Here is a 15,434-nt window from a genome sequence, read left to right on the forward strand (position 1 = left end):
TTGGCTACGGCGATCTGCTGATCCGCATCGAGACGGAAGATGGCCTTGCGTCAGAGGCACGCCCGCTGATGATCGCCAGGCCGTTGCCCCTTAATGCAGGTGTTTAAGCTTGTCGGGGTTCCGCACCACATAGATTGCTGCAACCTTTCCGTTCTCGATTTCGAGCGCGGTCGTCTGGAGTTCGCCATCGGCCTCCAGCGTAATGAAACCGGGCAAGCCGTTGACGAAACCGGCACGAACAAGTTTCGAGCCATTCTTCTGGAACTGAGCCGCCAGATTTTCATGAACCTTCATGACGGCATCAAAGCCGAAGATCGGCTGCATGGCTGCTGGACGCTTGCCGCCGCCATCGGCATGGACGCTGACATCGGCCGCCAACATCGCACCAAGCGACTTCATGTCGCCGCTACGAGAGGCATTGAAGAAAGCCTCGGCGAGCTCGAGGCTGCGTTGTTTTTCCACCTGGAAACGTGGCCTCGCCTCGCGGACATGGGTGCGTGCGCGGGCGGCAAGCTGACGGCAAGCGGCGGGGTCGCGCTGGATGGTGGCCGCGACTTCCTCGAACCCCAGCCCGAACACGTCATGCAGCAGGAAGGCCGCCCGCTCGAGCGGAGAAAGGCGCTCCAGCGCAAGCATCAGCGGCAAGGTGACGTCTTCCTCTTCCTGCTCTTCCATGACGGGATCGGGAAGCCAGGGGCCGACATAGGTCTCGCGCTGGCGCCGCGCTGATTTGAGCTGATCGAGGCAAAGCCGCGTGACAGTGCGGCGCAGGAACGCCTCGGGTTCACGCACCTCGCCGCGGTCGGCCCTCATCCAGCGGATGAAGGCCTCCTGCACAACGTCCTCGGCGTCAGCCACGGAGCCAAGCATGCGGTAGGCGACGCGCATGAGCTTTGGACGCAGCGGGTCGAAACTCGCCGCTGCATCCTCGTGCCTGACGCCTTCCATCAGGCGGCCGCCTTAGCCTGAATGGACTTTGCGGCCGCCGGATCGACGAACAGCCCGAAGCCGACCGCGAGGCGGTTCCATCCGTTGATGATGTTGATCATCAGCGTGAGCTTCACCTGCTCCTCTTCCGAAAACTCTTGGCTCAAGGCTTCATAGGCGCTTTGATGCGTGTGTCCCTCGGAGAGCCGCGTCAGCGCCTCGGTCCAGCCGAGCGCGGCGCGTTCGCGCTCGGTATAGCATGGAGCTTCGCGCCAGGCAGACAGCAGGTAGAGACGCTGTTCGGTTTCTCCCTTCTCGCGCGCTGCTGCTGTGTGCATGTTGAGGCAGTTGGCGCAGCCGTTGATCTGGGAGGCACGGATCTCCACGAGCCCGACGAGGCTCGGTTCCAGGCTCGAATGGATGGCGAGCGATGTACCCATCCAGCTCTTCATGAGCGAGGGGGCTACGGCGAAGGGATCAAGTTTGGCAGTCATGGTTCGTTTCCTTCTGTTGGTTCCGACATCATGACGAGGCAGGATCTGCCAATGTGACATACACGCCCGATTTTTTTCGATTCGCCGCCAACCGCGAAAGCGGTCGCTATGGTGCGACACTCAAATTTCACTGCGTATTTCAGGCTTTGAGATGAACCGTTACGAGCACGGTACATTCCGCCCCTTGCTCGAATTGCGTCGCCACGCGCAGCCAGTTGCCGAAGCATGTCAGTCTAGCGGCCGCGATCGCGTCCTTTTGGCTCGGCATCTGGAATTCGGCGCCTTCGCGCAGCCAATGCATGCCGTCCGGCGATATCTCGATCCAGCCTTTCGGCGACGCGCCGATCGGCTGTTTGAGCGCCCGGATGAAGAACACCGCCTCGCGCGCCCAGCCGGCTTCGTAAGGTTCGCTGGCCGCGTTGCCGGTCCAGCGTTCGTTGCGGGCGATCACTGCCGTGATGTTCTCGGGCAGCATCAGAAGTCCCCCGATATGCAGATGGAATCGACGTAGAGGAAGGCGCGCTTTGCCACGTCGGTTTCGGCGAACAGGCAGAAATTCAGCATGCACCAGAGGTTCTTCATCGCCGGGATGCGGATGGACTCGAAACCGGACAGGTCGAAGCTTCGGTCGTTGCAGTAGAGGCCCAGCGCCCGCATCGATTCCAGGTCGAAATCGAAGCGCAGATAGCTCCAGTTCACCTTGGTCGCTATCTCGTTGTAGCAGAGCCGCTGCCCGCCATCCGGCAGGTCGAGCCAGCCTTCGGGCGCCAGGTGATAATGGCTCAACGTCTTTTCGCCGGCGCCGACCGGCTTGAACCGCGTCGTCTCGCGCTTGTACTGCCATTTCTGCAGATGCTTGCCGTCGGCGGCGTTGAGAAAGCGCAGATGCGGCATCACCCGCTCGCCGTCGCCGTCGCGGTCGCCGCCTTGCAGATCGAACAGGAAGCCGATCGAACGCACGTCGGTTTCCGACAGTTTGAGCTCGCTCGCTTCCGGCTTGAAGGTGAAATAGAGCTCGAAGCGGATCGGCCCGCGCTTGCGGAAGGTGTGGCGCTTGATGGCGACGTTCTGCGCGCCGGGCCTGGCCCGCGTCGCGATTTTCAGCGCGTAGGAAGAGTCCATGCCGCCGTGCGAGCCGGCATCCCAATGGCCGAGCGTGGAAAGCATGGCGCTGGAATGCTGCGCATAGCCCGGCAGCATCGTATCGAGGTCGTCCTCGTAATTGCCGACAAGCTGCGACCAGCCGCAATGCCCGCGCGAGAAATCGTCGAAGGAGATGATCCGGGGGAGGGGATCGAAACGGCTCAGAGCCGGATCGGCGCGCAATATAGCGAGGCGCATCGCTTCGGCCATGTCGGCCGCGGCAAGACCGGCAGGTGCTTTCATCCGGCCCTCAATTTTTTCACTGCGTCCCAATCGATCTCGATGCCGAGGCCCGGCCCGGTCGGCACCGGCAGGAGGCCGTTCTTCTGCCGGTCGGCGCCCGGCGCCGCGCCAGTGATCGCGGTCTTGAACGGGCTGGAATCTGTCTCGCACTCCATCGCGCGCAGATTCGGCATCGCAGCGGCGAGATGCACGCTGGCAGTCTCGCACACGACGCCCGACATGCCGATATGCGGCGCGTACTGGACATCGTGGGCCGCCGCGAATTCAGCCATGCGGCGCGTCTCGGTGATGCCGCCGGCGCGCGCGACATCGGGCTGGAGGTAGGAAAGCGTGCGATTTTCGACCAGCCGCATCGCCTGATCGAGGGTGTAATTGCTTTCACCTGCCGCGAGCGGCGTGGCGCAACGGCGATGCAGCTCCTCGTAGCCGCGTTCGTCCTCGGGGCGGAGCGGCTCCTCGAACCAGAAATAGGCGTTGTCGGTAAGCGCGCGGCCGACCTCTACCGCTTCCTCCAGCGTGTAGGCCCAGTTGGCGTCGACGCACAGTTCGATGTCATCGCCCGCCCGTTTGCGCAATCGCTCGATCCGCCGCCGCGCTTCCTTCACCGGGTTGGCGATCTTGACCTTGATGCGCGGAAATCCCTTTTCGAGATAGCGGTCGAGCTCGCGATCCATGAACTCGTCGCTGCCCCAATTGACGGAGGCGGCGTAAACCGGGACTTCGGTGCGGCCGACGCCGCCGAGCAGGCGATGTACCGGCAGGCCGGCAATCTTGCCGAGAATGTCCCATAGAGCGATGTCGACGCCGGCGATCGCCTCGAACAGCATGCCTCCGGAGCGGCCGGACAGGGCGCGGCGCATGGTCCGCCAGTGCGCCATGATATCGGTGGGGTTGCCGCCGACGAGCCGAGGCTTGAGCGATGTTTCGATGAGATCGGCGTAGGCTTTCGGCGAAAATCGCGCCAGCGCCTCACCCACGCCGGTGATGCCGGCGTCCGTGCGCACCTCGACAAGCACGATCGAAACCTCGGTGTACTCCCCCCAGGACGTCACTGTCGGCTGCGGCAGCTTCTGCGTCAGCGGATGCGCAATCACATCGGTGATGCGGATGTCCGCCCTGTCGCTGCCGCCAACCGTCAACTCGTTCTCTCCCGCGTGTCGCATCGCGGCCACCCCGATGGCCGACGCTGGAGTTTCTAGCGAGCGCCAAGCAGCTTGGCAACTGATAAACTTAGTTGCTAAGCTATAAAATGCTGTGCTAGCTGTTGCGCAATCGAGGATGCGAATGACCGCAAGTCCGACACGAAAGCCGATCTTCTCCGCCAAGCTCGCGAGCCCGCTGCGGCTGGCGGACGCAGTGTCGGATGCGATCGCGGCCGCGTTGTTCGACGGCCGGATCGCGCCTGGCGAGGCGCTGCCACCGGAAGGCGAGATCGCAAGGGAGTTTGGCGTCTCGAAACCGATCGCCCGCGAGGCGCTGCGCCAGCTTACCTCCGCAGGGCTGATCTCCACACAACAGGGCAAGGTCGCACGCGCCAAGGCGCTCAACGGCGAACCGCTCGAGCGCATCTACGGCTATGCGGTGCGATCGAGCCTGGAGCGGCTGCGCGAAGCCAACGAGATGCGCCGGGTGATCGAAACCGGCATTGCGCGGCTTGCCGCGGAGCGCCGCGACCAGGCCGGGCTGGACGCGATGAAGCAGGCTCTGGCCGACATGCGCGCCTCGCTTCGCGAACCGTCCGGCTTCACCGAGGCGGACATCCTGTTCCACCTCGGTCTCGCCATGGCGACAGGCAATTCGATGATCCGCGTCCAGATGGAAGGCTTGCGCTCCGTGCAGCGCGAGGTCTCGGAGCTTTTCTCGCGCCGCGCCAACCGCACCGACGCGGACTGGAACGCGACGATCGAACGCCATCAGGCGATCTACGAGGCGATCGTGGCAGGCGATGCCGATCTTGCCGAACAGAAGATCAGGGTTCATTTCGAGGCGGCCGACATCGCCTCGTTCGAAGTCGCCGACAAGCTTGCGGCTGCGAAACGATGAGCGCGGACCGTTTTTCGCTGGAAGGCAAGCGGGCGCTGGTGACCGGCGCCAGCTCAGGCATCGGCAGGGCGATCGCGCTTGGCCTGGCAGAGCATGGAGCGGGCATCGTGCTGCACCACTTCGGCGATGCGCAGGGCGCGGCCAAGGTCGCAGATGAGATCGGTCGAGGCACGCCTGTCGTGGAGGCGGATTTCACCGATACCGCTGCCGTGTCGGTGTTCGCCGATGACGTGCTGGCGAACCATGGCCCGATCGACATCCTGATCGCCAATGCCGCCATCGAGCGGCGGATGCCCTGGCAGGAGACGTCGCTGGAACATGTTGCGGCGCATGTCGCGGCGAATTTCACTTCATTGCTGATGCTGACGCGCCGGCTCGTGCCGGCCATGGCGGAGCGCGGCTGGGGCAGGGTGGTTGCGACCGGCAGCGTGATGGCCACGCGCCCGCGCGCGGAAACCGTGGTGTACGCCTCCATCAAGGCGGCGCAACTGGTCGCCATACGCGCCATCGGCCGCGAGGTCGCGGGCCACGGCGTGACCATGAATGTCGTGTCGCCCGGCGCGATCGAAACCGAAGCGACGGCGCATCGCTACGCCGATGCCGCGTTCCGTTGCGCCGTGATGGCGAAAATTCCGGTGGGGCGGCAGGGCCGTCCGGACGATCTCGTCGGCGCTTTCGTCTTCCTCTGCAGCGATGCCGCGAGCTACGTCACCGGCGCCGACATTCCGGTCGATGGCGGCTGGACGATAGGCGATGCGCCCGGCGCGCTGCCCGGAGAGACGGCATGACCGGCGTGCCGAAAATCTCCGTTTTCCACGACGGGCGCGACCGGGTCGGCGAGAGCCCGCTTTGGGATGCCGGCTCGGCTTCGTTGTGGTGGGTCGATATCGAAGGCAAGGCGCTGCGCCGCAAGCATGTGGCGAGCGGACGGCTGGCCAGCTTCGATCTGGATATCATGCCCGGGGCGCTGGCGCTCGATGAGGATGGCTCGGTCATCGTCGCGGCCGGCGCCGGCTGGTATCGCTTTGATGCCAAGACTGGCGCGTTGAGCCTGATCGCCGAGGTGACCACGCCGCGTCCAGAAATGCGCATGAACGACGGCGTTGTCGATCCGGCCGGCCGATTCTGGTCCGGCACAATGCACATGCCGCCCGAACGCGAGCCGGTGGGGACCCTTTACGCGTTTGACGGCGACAAGGCCGTGGCGACGGTCGAGGGTCTTCGCACGCAAAATGGCTGCGCGATCTCTCCAGACGGCAAGACGTTCTACCTCGCCGACAGCCACCCCGCGGTCCGTACGATCTGGGCGTTCGATTTCGATGCCAGTACGGGCGTGCTCGCCAATCGCCGCGTCTTCCACAAACCGTCGCGCGGGCGGCCGGACGGCGCCTGCGTCGACGCCGACGGCTGCTACTGGTTCGCGGCTGTCGAGGGCGGATGCATCACTCGGCTCGACTCCGGCGGCAACGAGATCGCGTCGATTGACCTGCCTGTATCGCGCCCGACCAAGCCCGTTTTCGGCGGCGATGATCTCTCGACCATCTTCGTCACCTCGATGAGCGCCGGGCTCGATGCCGCCCAGCTTGCACGCGAGCCGCTGGCCGGGTCGGTCCTTGCCGTCGAGGCCGGCGTGCGCGGCTTCGCCCAGCCGCATTTCAGGAGAACGCCCGCACGGCAAGCCGCCGCCGCGGGTTCGTAAAAACGGCTATCGAATCCAGGGAGGAGACCACATGAAAGCCGCAAGAACATATTTGACAGCATCGGCACTGGCGATCGGCCTGATGTCGACGTCCGCACTGGCGGAGGAGCTTCGCTTCACCGTCTGGTCCGGCAACGAGGCGCATCTGAAGATGCTGAACGGCATTGCCGAAAGCTTCAAGGCCACGCACCCGGACGTCACGGTGAAGTTCGAGACCATCCCGGCGGCCGACTACACCCAGAAGCTCACCTTCCAGATCGCCGGCGGCAATCCGCCGGATCTCGGCTGGATGATGGAAGACGCGGCGCCGACCTTTGAGAAAGCCGGCGTCCTGATGGACATCGGGCCGTCGGTGAAAGCCGCCGAAGGCTACGATTTCGGCGACCTTTCGCAGGCCGCGATGGGCCTGTGGCAGGATGGCGAAAAGGTGTACGGCATTCCGTTCTCCACCTCGCCCTTCATGATCTACTACAACAAGGCGATGTTCGACGAAGCCGGTCTCGACGACCCGCTGGCGCTCGCCGCCAAGGGCGAGTGGAACATGGACAAGTTCCAGGAAGTCGCCAATAAGCTCACCGAAGCCAATCCGGGCAAATGGGGCTTCGAGTTCAAGGATGGCGAGGGTTACGCCTCGCGTGTCATGCACGCGCTGATGCCGCCGATCCGCGCCTATGGCGGCGATGCCTGGGCAAATGGAGAATGCGGTTTCGACAAGCCGGAAGCCGTTGCCGCGGTGACGCAACTGCACGACATGGTGTTCAAGGACAAGTCGATCGTGCCGCCGGGAGAGCAGGGCGACTACTTCTCCGGCAACTCGGCGATGACGATCAACCAGATTTCGCGCGCGTCGAAAATGCCCGAAGCCGGCTTCGAATGGGGCATCGCTCCGCTGCCGGCCGGCCCGGGCGGTGAATCTCCCGTGATCGGCCAGGCCGCGATCGTCGTCTTCGACCAGGGCAAGCAGAAGGATCTCGCCGCCGAGTTCGTCGCGCACATGACGAACAAGGAGAACGTCGCCACAATGGCGCAGTTCTTCCCGCCGGCGCGCAAGAGCGTTCTCGAAAGCGATGCCTTCATCAACAGCAACAAGCTGATCCCGGCCGACCAGATGAAGAACCTTGGCGCCGCGATCGCGGCCGGCAAGGTGCTGCCGAGCCACGAGAAGAGCCCGCAAATCCTCGCCGCGATGGCGCCGCGCATCGATGGGCTGTGGAAGGCCGACGCAAATGTCGAGGAGTCGCTGAAGGCCGTCTGCGCGGCGATTCAGCCTCTGCTGTAGCGACTGGCCGATGACCGAGACCGCTCTCCAGCAAACCACGGCGCGCCCCAAGGACGCGCCGTGGCTTTCCTTGAAATACAGGGAGATGCTGGAGGCCTGGCTGTTCATCAGCCCGACGCTGATCGGCTTTCTGATCTTCTTCCTCGGGCCGCTGGTCGCCGTCGTCTACTATTCGATGACCGAGTGGAACCTGCTGACCCAGCAGGCTACATTCGTTGGCCTCGACAATTTTCACGACGCGTTGTTCGTCAATCCGGATTTCTGGCACGTCGTGCGCAATTCGGTGATCTTCGCGCTCGGCCTGGTGCCGCTGAACATGGCGCTGGCGCTTACGCTGGCGCTCGCGCTGTCGCGGCCGTTCTTCGGCGTCGTGTTCTTCCGGACCGTCTTTTTCGCCCCGGTGATCACCTCGGCGATCGCCTGGGCGATCGTCTGGAAGTTCCTGCTGCAGGGCGAAGCGGGCGCGGTGAACCAGATGCTCGCCTGGATCGGCATCGACGGTCCGAACTGGCTGCGGGAGCCCAACTGGGCGATGGCGGCCGTCATCGTCACCCGCGTCATCAAGATGGTCGGCCTGAACATGATCCTCTACATCGCCGCGCTGCAGGCAATCCCGCGCGACTATGAGGAAGCAGCGCGCCTCGAAGGCGCTTCACGCTGGCAGATCTTCCGCATGATCATCTGGCCGCTGCTGGCGCCGACCACGCTCGTCATCATGGTCATCACAACGATCGGCTCGTTCAAGGTGTTCGACCACATCTATCAGATGACCGGCGGCGGGCCGGAAAACGGCACGCTGGTGCTCGCCTATTACATCTACCAGCAGGGCTTTGAATTCTTCGACGTCGGCTATGCGTCGGCGCTGGCGATGATCATGTTCATCATCGTCATGGTGCTGACTGTGGTGCAGGTCACGGTGCGGCGAAGGGGAATGCAATGACCCAGCGCCAGATCCGGATCATCTACCGCACCTGCTGGACGTTGGCGCTGCTCATCGTCGCGATCCCGTTCGTTTTTCCCTTCCTGTGGATGGTGTCGGCCGGCTTCAAGAGCGTCACGGAGATCTTCGGCGCGCCGAGCCTCATTCCCCGCGTCTGGCGGTTCCAGAACTTCGTCGAGGTTTTCACCTATCAGCCATTCGCGCGACAATATTTCAACTCGATCTACATCGCCCTTGCGGTCACGGCGGCTACGCTCGTCATTTCGTCGCTGGCCGGCTATGCGCTGGCGCGCATGCGCTTCGCCGGCGCCGGTTTGCTGATGCTGTTCCTCGTTTCGGCGCTGATGGTGCCGGAGGAAGTGACCATCATCCCGAACTTTTTCCTCATCAAGTGGATGGGATTGATGGACACGCATTGGCCGCTGATCCTGTTGCCCACATTCGGCCCGCACGGCGTGATGGCGACGTTCCTCATGCGCCAATATTTCCTGGCGTTGCCGAAGGAACTGGAAGAGGCAGGCAGGATGGACGGCCTGTCGCGGCTCGGCATCTGGTGGCGCATTGCGCTGCCCATGTCGCGCCCGGCGCTCGCCGCCGTCGCGATCATCACCTTTCTGTTCTCGTGGAACCTCTTCCTTGAGCCGCTTATCTTCCTGAGTTCGCTCGAAATGTTCACGCTGCCGCTGGCGCTTTCGAATTTCACGGACACTTACGGCCTGCCGCTCTGGAACCTGCAACTCGCCGCGACCACCCTGGCGGTGGTTCCGATCCTGATCGTCTACCTGATCGCGCAGCGCCAGATCATCGAAAGCTTCGCGCTGTCGGGCGTCAAAGGTTAAAGAAGAAGGAAGTCTCAGTGACCGGTCTCGTCCTCAAGGATCTGAAAAAGCGCTTCGGCGGCACCCAGGTGATCCGTGGCGTCGACCTCACGATCGAGGATGGCGAGTTCACCGTCTTCGTCGGCCCGTCCGGCTGCGGCAAGTCAACGCTGCTGCGAATGATCGCTGGGCTGGAGGACATCACCAGCGGCGAGCTCTACATCGGCAACCGGCTGATGAACGACGTGCAGGCGGCCAAGCGCGGCGTGGCGATGGTGTTCCAGTCCTACGCGCTCTACCCCCATCTCAACGTGCGCGACAATATGGGCTTCGGCCTCAAAGTGCGAAAAGTGCCGGTGGCGGAGCGCGAGAGGCGCGTCAAGGAGGCTGCGGCGACGCTGAAGCTCGACGCGCTGCTGCACCGGTATCCGCGCGAACTCTCAGGCGGCCAGCGCCAGCGCGTCGCGATCGGCCGCGCCATCGTCGGCAATCCGGACGTGTTCCTGTTCGACGAGCCGCTGTCCAACCTCGACGCGGAATTGCGCGTCCATATGCGTTCCGAGATCGCATCGCTGCACAAGCGGCTGTCGACCACGATGGTCTATGTCACGCACGATCAGATCGAGGCGATGACGCTCGCCGACAAGATCGTCGTGCTGCGCGACGGGCTGATCGAACAGGTCGGCTCGCCGCGCGAACTCTACGAGCGGCCGGGCAATCTGTTCGTCGCCCAATTCATCGGCAGCCCGAAGATGAACATACTGCCGGCGGCGAGCACCCGGTTGCTGGCGCCGTCGTCAACTCCGCCGGCTTCGGCCGAAAGCGTCGGGGTTCGGCCCGAACATCTGGTGGTCGTGGAGCCCTCGGATAATGTCCTGCGCGGCAGTATCGCGTTGAATGAATACACCGGCGCCGTGACGTTATTGCATGTCGAACTGCCGGATGGATCGACCTGTCTCGTCGTCCATGATGGCAAGGACCTCCCGGCGTTCGGCAGCGAGATCGGCCTTATGGCCGATCCGCAGAACCTTCACTTTTTCGATCGAAACGAAGTGGCTGCAAAGAACCGCTCTGGGTAGCGGAGCAGCTACTGACTTTGCTCACGCTCAAAAACCTGCGGGTTGCTGCTCGTGAACGGACATCATTGATCCTCAGCGGTCGTTTTTCGCCATGCTCTCAGTCGTCGCCAGTGGAAAGTTACCCCAGGTAACTTGCGCATCAATCGGGCGGATCTGCGCCAAGACTGCGATTGTCAACAAGTCTCGAGTTTTCCCGCCGAGCCCAATCCGTGTTTAAGTACCGACGATTCCTGTCTCCTTTGCCTGTTTGCATGTTATGTCGCTTTCAAATTTCATTTACCGCCCCTTCGAGACGCTCATCCGTCCGCTGGACATTCCTCCCACGCCGCTGCCGGCGAGCGGGCCGTTCGCGCTTCTCCTGCATTTCGCCCGGATGTTCCGCGGCGTCCTCGTGGCCGTTGCCCTCCTCATGGTGGCGATCGAGGGGATCAACCTGGCGACGATCTGGGGCATTTCGTTCATCGTGGACGGGGTGAGCACGAAGGGTGCAGTCGCTTTCCTTCAGCAGGACTGGCCGACATTGGCCGTCCTTGGCGTACTGATATTCCCCGTGCTGCCGCTGCTCATCTTCCTCGGCAATACGTTGAACTCGCAGGCAGTGGCCGTGTGCATGCCGGCGGCGATGCAATGGCAGGGCCACAAGGCGGTGGAACGCCAGGACCTTGCTTTCTTCCAGGATCTCTTCGCTGGTCAGGTCGCCTCGCGCATTTCGCAAGTGGCGTCCGCCGTGCAGCAGCAGATCGTCGTATCCTTTTACAGGATACCGCTTTTCCTCGTTCAGTTCGTCGGCTCGCTTGTCCTGCTTGCCGCGCTCTCCTGGCCGCTGGCGCTTCCGGTCTTCGTCTGGATCGCGGCCAACATCACCCTCGCAGTGGCGGCGGTGCCGCATTTTTCCGAACGGTCGCGCAAGACAGCCCGCGCACGCAGCCTGATCGTCGGCGCGATGACCGACCTCTACAGCAACATCCAGATGGTCAAGCTGTTTGCGGCGGAAGACAGCGAGGCAGGTGCGATGCGGACATTCATGGAGAATGCGGTCGAGACCCAGCAGCGGGAACGGCGCATCCACCTGACCACCGACACGGGCGTCGTCCTGCTCAACGTTCTCCTCTCGCTCAGCAACTTCGCCATAGGGTTCTGGGGACTTGTCGCCGGCTTCGTCACTCTTGGCCAATTCGTCGCCTCGATCGCCATCGTCCAGCGGCTCGCCGCCAACTCCCGAACCTTTCTGCAGATGGGCCAGCAGATCTTCCAGGCGGTGGGCACGATCCGCGACGCAATGCCGGTCGTGACCACGCCGCCGACGATCACCGATGCGCCCGACGCCAGGCCGCTTGCCGTCACGGGCGGCGAAGTCGAGTTCGAAAACATCCGCTTCAAATATCGGCAAGGGCAAGAGGTGATCGAAGACTTGTCGCTCACGGTGCGGGCCGGCGAGAAGGTCGGGCTCGTCGGCCTGTCCGGCGCCGGCAAGTCGACCCTTGTCAGCCTGCTCCTGCGCTTCTTCGACCTGAAGGAGGGCGCGATCCGAATCGACAGCCAGGATATCCGGTACGTTACGCAGGCGAGTCTCAGGGAAAACATCGGCGTTGTGACGCAGGATGTTTCGCTGCTGCATCGCTCCGTCGGCGACAATATTCGCTACGGCCGGCCTGATGCCTCGCAGGCGGAGGTGGAACGCGCCGCGATGCTGGCCGAGGCCAGCGACTTCATCGCCGATCTCAAGGATAGCGAAGGCCGCACCGGCTACGACGCTTTCGTCGGCGACCGCGGGGTGAAGCTTTCCGGCGGTCAGCGCCAGCGCGTTGCAATCGCCCGGGTGTTGCTCAAGGACGCGCCGATCCTCGTTCTCGATGAGGCAACATCAGCACTGGACAGCGAAGCCGAGGCGGCGGTCCAGGACAAGCTCGCGCTCCTGATGGAAGGCAAGACGGTGATCGCGATCGCCCACCGTCTGTCGACGATTGCCAGGATGGACCGGATCGTCGTGCTCGACAAAGGCCGCATCGTCGAGGAGGGAACGCCATCGGCGCTGCTGGAGCGCGACGGTCTTTACGCCCGACTGTGGCAGCGGCAGACCGGCGGTTACATTGCCGAGGCCATCGAGGAGACGTAAGCCGATTGTCAGGCTTCAATGGCGCGAATGAACGCCTCCAGCCCCTCCAGCAAGAAAGCGTCGGTCGCCTCGTCGATCAGGCCGGGGCCGCAAATCGTCTGGAAACTGCCACGTCCACGCCGCATCCGAGATGATTTCGGGGATGCTGCTCGGCGGCAGGGATTTGGCCGGCTGCGCCATCGATGCTGAATTCCATCTTGCTCAAGGCCTTGCGCCCGGTGACGTGCGGCATACCTATATGGGATGGCATGCGGCCCTGCTTTCCCTCACGACGCTAAGGGCCGCGACTTTGCTAGGATGAGGCATGAATATCAATTCGATCCTGCGGTCGATCGTGACCGTGCGCTCCTCCATTCCGGAAGACGCCTTCACCGCTGCAACGCTGGGCACCCAAAGGGAGGGCAGCGGCGTGGTCATCCGGGAAGACGGGTTGGTGCTCACGATCGGATATCTGATCACCGAGGCCGAGGATGTCTGGGTGACAAGTGATGACGGGCTCCTGGTTCCGGCTCATGCGCTTGCCTACGATCAGGAAACCGGATTTGGCCTGGTGCAGGCGCTGGGACAGCTTGACCTTCCCGCACTGAATTTCGGCGACGCGGCCGAAGCCAGGTTGGGCGATCCTGTCATGCTTGCCGACGGGATCGGTCGAGCGATAGAGGCCAACATCGTGGCCAAGCAGGAATTCGCCGGCTATTGGGAGTATTTGCTGGACGAGGCGATTTTCATCGCGCCTGCCCATCCTTCGTGGGGAGGCGCCGCACTTATCGGGCCCGACGGCAAACTTCTGGGCATTGGTTCGCTGCGGCTGCAAATGAGCTGGGACGGCGAGGATGCGGATATCAATATGGTGGTGCCGATCAACCTGCTGCCTCCAATTCTGGACGATCTGCTCACTCGTGGGCAAGTCAGCAAGCCGCCTCGGCCCTGGCTGGGCGTTTTTTCCGCCGAGAGCAACGGCGACGTCGTGGTCATGAGCGTGGCAGAAGGAGGTCCGGCCGCCGAAGCGGGCTTGCGCCAGGGCGACGTCATCTCGGATATCCGGGACGAGGAAGTCGACGGTCTGGCCGATTTTTACCGCAAGCTGTGGACGAGCGGCCCTGCGGGAGTAGAGATCCCAATGAGAGTGGTGCGCGCAGGCCGCGAAACATGGCTGCGGGTCAAGTCGGCCGACCGCCGCAGCTTTCTCAAAAAACCGCAGTTGCAATGAGCCATCGGCAGAAACTGCCGGAACCTCCGCACGCGAGAACAGGGCGCTGACTTCGGCTTCAAAATGTCGAAGTTAGTGCGGGGTGAATCCAGTGGGTGGAATCTTGCCGTCTGAGCCGACTAACAGAATGCGCACGTAGCGCCATAGCCCGATTTCCGTGTCTTCTCGAATGCTGACCGTCACAATCGGCGCTCACGGCCAGAAAAGAATAGGACTCCCCCTCCGCGCAATTCGGTATAAAGTTCAGGCCATCACTGGCAGCAGCCTTCCGTCAGGCATCGGTGACCGAGAGACCCGTCGCGCTCTCGCCTGAGTCGGGGGCCGGCCGTGCCTTTTTCTGCTTCCTTCGAAGACCACCCTGTCATCGAGCGCGCCCTGCGGGTGCGCCAGAATCCAATTGCAGCCTATGGCATGGCCGTAGCTGCCGTCGCCGTTGCGACGCTGGCGCGCTGGGCTCTTGACGGGCAAATGGTCGAGGGCGTTCCGTTTATCCTATACTTCCCTGCCATCATCATTGCGACCCTCGTTGGAGGCTTTTGGCCTGGATTGCTCGCTACCGCCCTGTCTACGGCCGCCGCTTTGTATTTTTTCCTTCCGCCACTGTTCGGTCCGGAGTTCGACCAGCGCGGGGCTGTTTCTCTGCTGTTGTTCATTGTGATGTCCGGAATAAACGTGACCATCGTTGCGCTGCTGGACTCGGCTGTGGAGCGCGTCATGCGACAGGTACAAAGCGTACGCGTTCTTTTCGACTCCGCGCCGGCTGGCCTCGTGGTCGTGGACCAACAGGGTTTGATCACGCTCGTTAACGGCAGTGCGGAAAAGCAATTTGGTTACGACCGACGGGAACTCGTGGGAAGGAACATCGAGGTCTTGTTGCCCCTCGCAGAAGTCGCCCAGCATCGCGAGGCACGAGAGGTGTTCCTGCGAAAGCCTACGGCACGCGCAATGGGGGCCGGGCGAGATCTAAGCGGTCGGCGCAAAGACGGAAGCGAGTTTCCTGTCGAGATTGGCCTCAATCCTGTCGGCCGAAAAGGTTGGGTTGCCGTGTTGGCCACCATCATTGATATATCCGACCGGAAGAAGGTGCAGGAAAGTCAGAATCTCATCGTTCGCGAGTTGCACCACCGGACACAAAACCTGTTTGCCGTGTTCCAGGCCATCGCATCCCGCACCATCGACGAAAGTAAGACGGCGGCGGAAATAAAGGATGTCTTGAAGGGTCGGATCCAGGCACTCGCGAGGGCATATTCCATTGCTGAGGATTCTGGCTGGGAAGGCGTGTCGCTTACCGCAATGCTGGACCGAGAACTCGCCGGATTCTCTAGCGGCGTGAAGATCGACGGGTGTGATGTCACGCTTAGTCCATCGGCCGCCCAGCAATTCGCGCTCATCATCCATGAGCTAGTGGTTCCCGCCTGACATAAGAATCCAATCAGAGATTCC

At 62.8% G+C, this 15,434-nt stretch carries 15 protein-coding genes; 10 read left to right on the forward strand and 5 right to left on the reverse strand.

Annotation, left to right across the window (positions count from 1 at the left end):
• Positions 1-90: 90 nt before the first annotated feature.
• The 5 genes from MAXJ12_RS19310 to MAXJ12_RS19330 form a co-directional block, all read right to left on the reverse strand.
• A complete protein-coding gene (locus MAXJ12_RS19310; RefSeq protein WP_008837649.1) occupies positions 91-948 on the reverse strand; it encodes a sigma-70 family RNA polymerase sigma factor in 858 nt (285 codons plus the stop codon).
• Entirely contained in the window at positions 948-1,421 is a 474-nt protein-coding gene (locus MAXJ12_RS19315; RefSeq protein WP_008837650.1) for a carboxymuconolactone decarboxylase family protein, read from the reverse strand. Before MAXJ12_RS19315 ends, MAXJ12_RS19310 begins: the two co-directional genes overlap by 1 nt.
• Positions 1,422-1,560: 139 nt before the next feature.
• On the reverse strand, positions 1,561-1,896 hold the full coding sequence (locus tag MAXJ12_RS19320) for a hypothetical protein (RefSeq protein ID WP_008837651.1): 336 nt from the start codon (positions 1,894-1,896) through the stop codon (positions 1,561-1,563).
• Entirely contained in the window at positions 1,896-2,762 is an 867-nt protein-coding gene (locus tag MAXJ12_RS19325) for a DUF6772 family protein (protein ID WP_040586949.1), read from the reverse strand. Before MAXJ12_RS19325 ends, MAXJ12_RS19320 begins: the two co-directional genes overlap by 1 nt.
• Positions 2,763-2,803: 41 nt before the next feature.
• Entirely contained in the window at positions 2,804-3,970 is a 1,167-nt protein-coding gene (locus MAXJ12_RS19330) for a mandelate racemase/muconate lactonizing enzyme family protein (protein WP_050898858.1), read from the reverse strand.
• Between the two features lie 121 nt (positions 3,971-4,091).
• Here MAXJ12_RS19330 and MAXJ12_RS19335 point away from each other — a divergent pair, with 121 nt between their 5' ends.
• The 10 genes from MAXJ12_RS19335 (at position 4,092) to MAXJ12_RS19380 (ending at position 15,410) form a co-directional block, all read left to right on the forward strand.
• Entirely contained in the window at positions 4,092-4,850 is a 759-nt protein-coding gene (locus MAXJ12_RS19335; protein ID WP_008837654.1) for a FadR/GntR family transcriptional regulator, read from the forward strand.
• Positions 4,847-5,638, forward strand: coding sequence for an SDR family NAD(P)-dependent oxidoreductase (locus tag MAXJ12_RS19340; RefSeq protein WP_008837655.1), 792 nt, complete (start codon positions 4,847-4,849; stop codon positions 5,636-5,638). Before MAXJ12_RS19335 ends, MAXJ12_RS19340 begins: the two co-directional genes overlap by 4 nt.
• Positions 5,635-6,549 carry an SMP-30/gluconolactonase/LRE family protein gene (locus MAXJ12_RS19345; protein WP_008837656.1) on the forward strand — a complete coding sequence of 305 codons (915 nt, stop codon included), beginning with the start codon at positions 5,635-5,637 and terminating at the stop codon, positions 6,547-6,549. The genes MAXJ12_RS19340 and MAXJ12_RS19345 overlap by 4 nt, the downstream gene beginning before the upstream one ends.
• A 31-nt stretch (positions 6,550-6,580) precedes the next feature.
• A complete protein-coding gene (locus MAXJ12_RS19350; protein WP_008837657.1) occupies positions 6,581-7,828 on the forward strand; it encodes an ABC transporter substrate-binding protein in 1,248 nt (415 codons plus the stop codon).
• A gap of 10 nt (positions 7,829-7,838) precedes the next feature.
• Positions 7,839-8,768, forward strand: a complete 930-nt coding sequence (locus tag MAXJ12_RS19355) for a carbohydrate ABC transporter permease (protein WP_008837658.1) — start codon at positions 7,839-7,841, stop codon at positions 8,766-8,768.
• On the forward strand, positions 8,765-9,607 hold the full coding sequence (locus MAXJ12_RS19360; protein ID WP_008837659.1) for a carbohydrate ABC transporter permease: 843 nt from the start codon (positions 8,765-8,767) through the stop codon (positions 9,605-9,607). Before MAXJ12_RS19355 ends, MAXJ12_RS19360 begins: the two co-directional genes overlap by 4 nt.
• A gap of 17 nt (positions 9,608-9,624) precedes the next feature.
• Complete coding sequence (locus MAXJ12_RS19365) at positions 9,625-10,665, forward strand: ABC transporter ATP-binding protein (protein ID WP_008837660.1); 1,041 nt, start codon at positions 9,625-9,627, stop codon at positions 10,663-10,665.
• A gap of 256 nt (positions 10,666-10,921) precedes the next feature.
• A complete protein-coding gene (locus MAXJ12_RS19370) occupies positions 10,922-12,781 on the forward strand; it encodes an ABC transporter ATP-binding protein (RefSeq protein ID WP_008837661.1) in 1,860 nt (619 codons plus the stop codon).
• 304 nt (positions 12,782-13,085) lie between these two features.
• Positions 13,086-13,991 carry a S1C family serine protease gene (locus tag MAXJ12_RS19375; RefSeq protein ID WP_008837664.1) on the forward strand — a complete coding sequence of 302 codons (906 nt, stop codon included), beginning with the start codon at positions 13,086-13,088 and terminating at the stop codon, positions 13,989-13,991.
• 327 nt (positions 13,992-14,318) lie between these two features.
• Positions 14,319-15,410: a PAS domain S-box protein gene (locus MAXJ12_RS19380; RefSeq protein WP_139043951.1), complete on the forward strand. Its 1,092-nt coding sequence runs from the start codon at positions 14,319-14,321 to the stop codon at positions 15,408-15,410.
• The last annotated feature ends 24 nt before the right edge of the window (positions 15,411-15,434 follow it).

The sequence above is a fragment of the Mesorhizobium alhagi CCNWXJ12-2 genome, from assembly GCF_000236565.1.
In the GTDB taxonomy this organism is placed as follows: Bacteria; Pseudomonadota; Alphaproteobacteria; order Rhizobiales; family Rhizobiaceae; genus Allomesorhizobium; species Allomesorhizobium alhagi.

Bases quoted from the DNA above. Each gene is read 5' to 3' on its own strand.
- MAXJ12_RS19310 (WP_008837649.1), bottom strand. From the start codon at position 948: ATGGAAGGCGTCAGGCACGAGGATGCAGCGGCGAGTTTCGACCCGCTG.
- MAXJ12_RS19315 (WP_008837650.1), bottom strand. From the start codon at position 1,421: ATGACTGCCAAACTTGATCCCTTCGCCGTAGCCCCCTCGCTCATGAAG.
- MAXJ12_RS19320 (WP_008837651.1), bottom strand. From the start codon at position 1,896: ATGCTGCCCGAGAACATCACGGCAGTGATCGCCCGCAACGAACGCTGG.
- MAXJ12_RS19325 (WP_040586949.1), bottom strand. From the start codon at position 2,762: ATGCGCCTCGCTATATTGCGCGCCGATCCGGCTCTGAGCCGTTTCGAT.
- MAXJ12_RS19330 (WP_050898858.1), bottom strand. From the start codon at position 3,970: ATGCGACACGCGGGAGAGAACGAGTTGACGGTTGGCGGCAGCGACAGG.
- MAXJ12_RS19335 (WP_008837654.1), top strand. From the start codon at position 4,092: ATGACCGCAAGTCCGACACGAAAGCCGATCTTCTCCGCCAAGCTCGCG.
- MAXJ12_RS19340 (WP_008837655.1), top strand. From the start codon at position 4,847: ATGAGCGCGGACCGTTTTTCGCTGGAAGGCAAGCGGGCGCTGGTGACC.
- MAXJ12_RS19345 (WP_008837656.1), top strand. From the start codon at position 5,635: ATGACCGGCGTGCCGAAAATCTCCGTTTTCCACGACGGGCGCGACCGG.
- MAXJ12_RS19350 (WP_008837657.1), top strand. From the start codon at position 6,581: ATGAAAGCCGCAAGAACATATTTGACAGCATCGGCACTGGCGATCGGC.
- MAXJ12_RS19355 (WP_008837658.1), top strand. From the start codon at position 7,839: ATGACCGAGACCGCTCTCCAGCAAACCACGGCGCGCCCCAAGGACGCG.
- MAXJ12_RS19360 (WP_008837659.1), top strand. From the start codon at position 8,765: ATGACCCAGCGCCAGATCCGGATCATCTACCGCACCTGCTGGACGTTG.
- MAXJ12_RS19370 (WP_008837661.1), top strand. From the start codon at position 10,922: ATGTCGCTTTCAAATTTCATTTACCGCCCCTTCGAGACGCTCATCCGT.
- MAXJ12_RS19375 (WP_008837664.1), top strand. From the start codon at position 13,086: ATGAATATCAATTCGATCCTGCGGTCGATCGTGACCGTGCGCTCCTCC.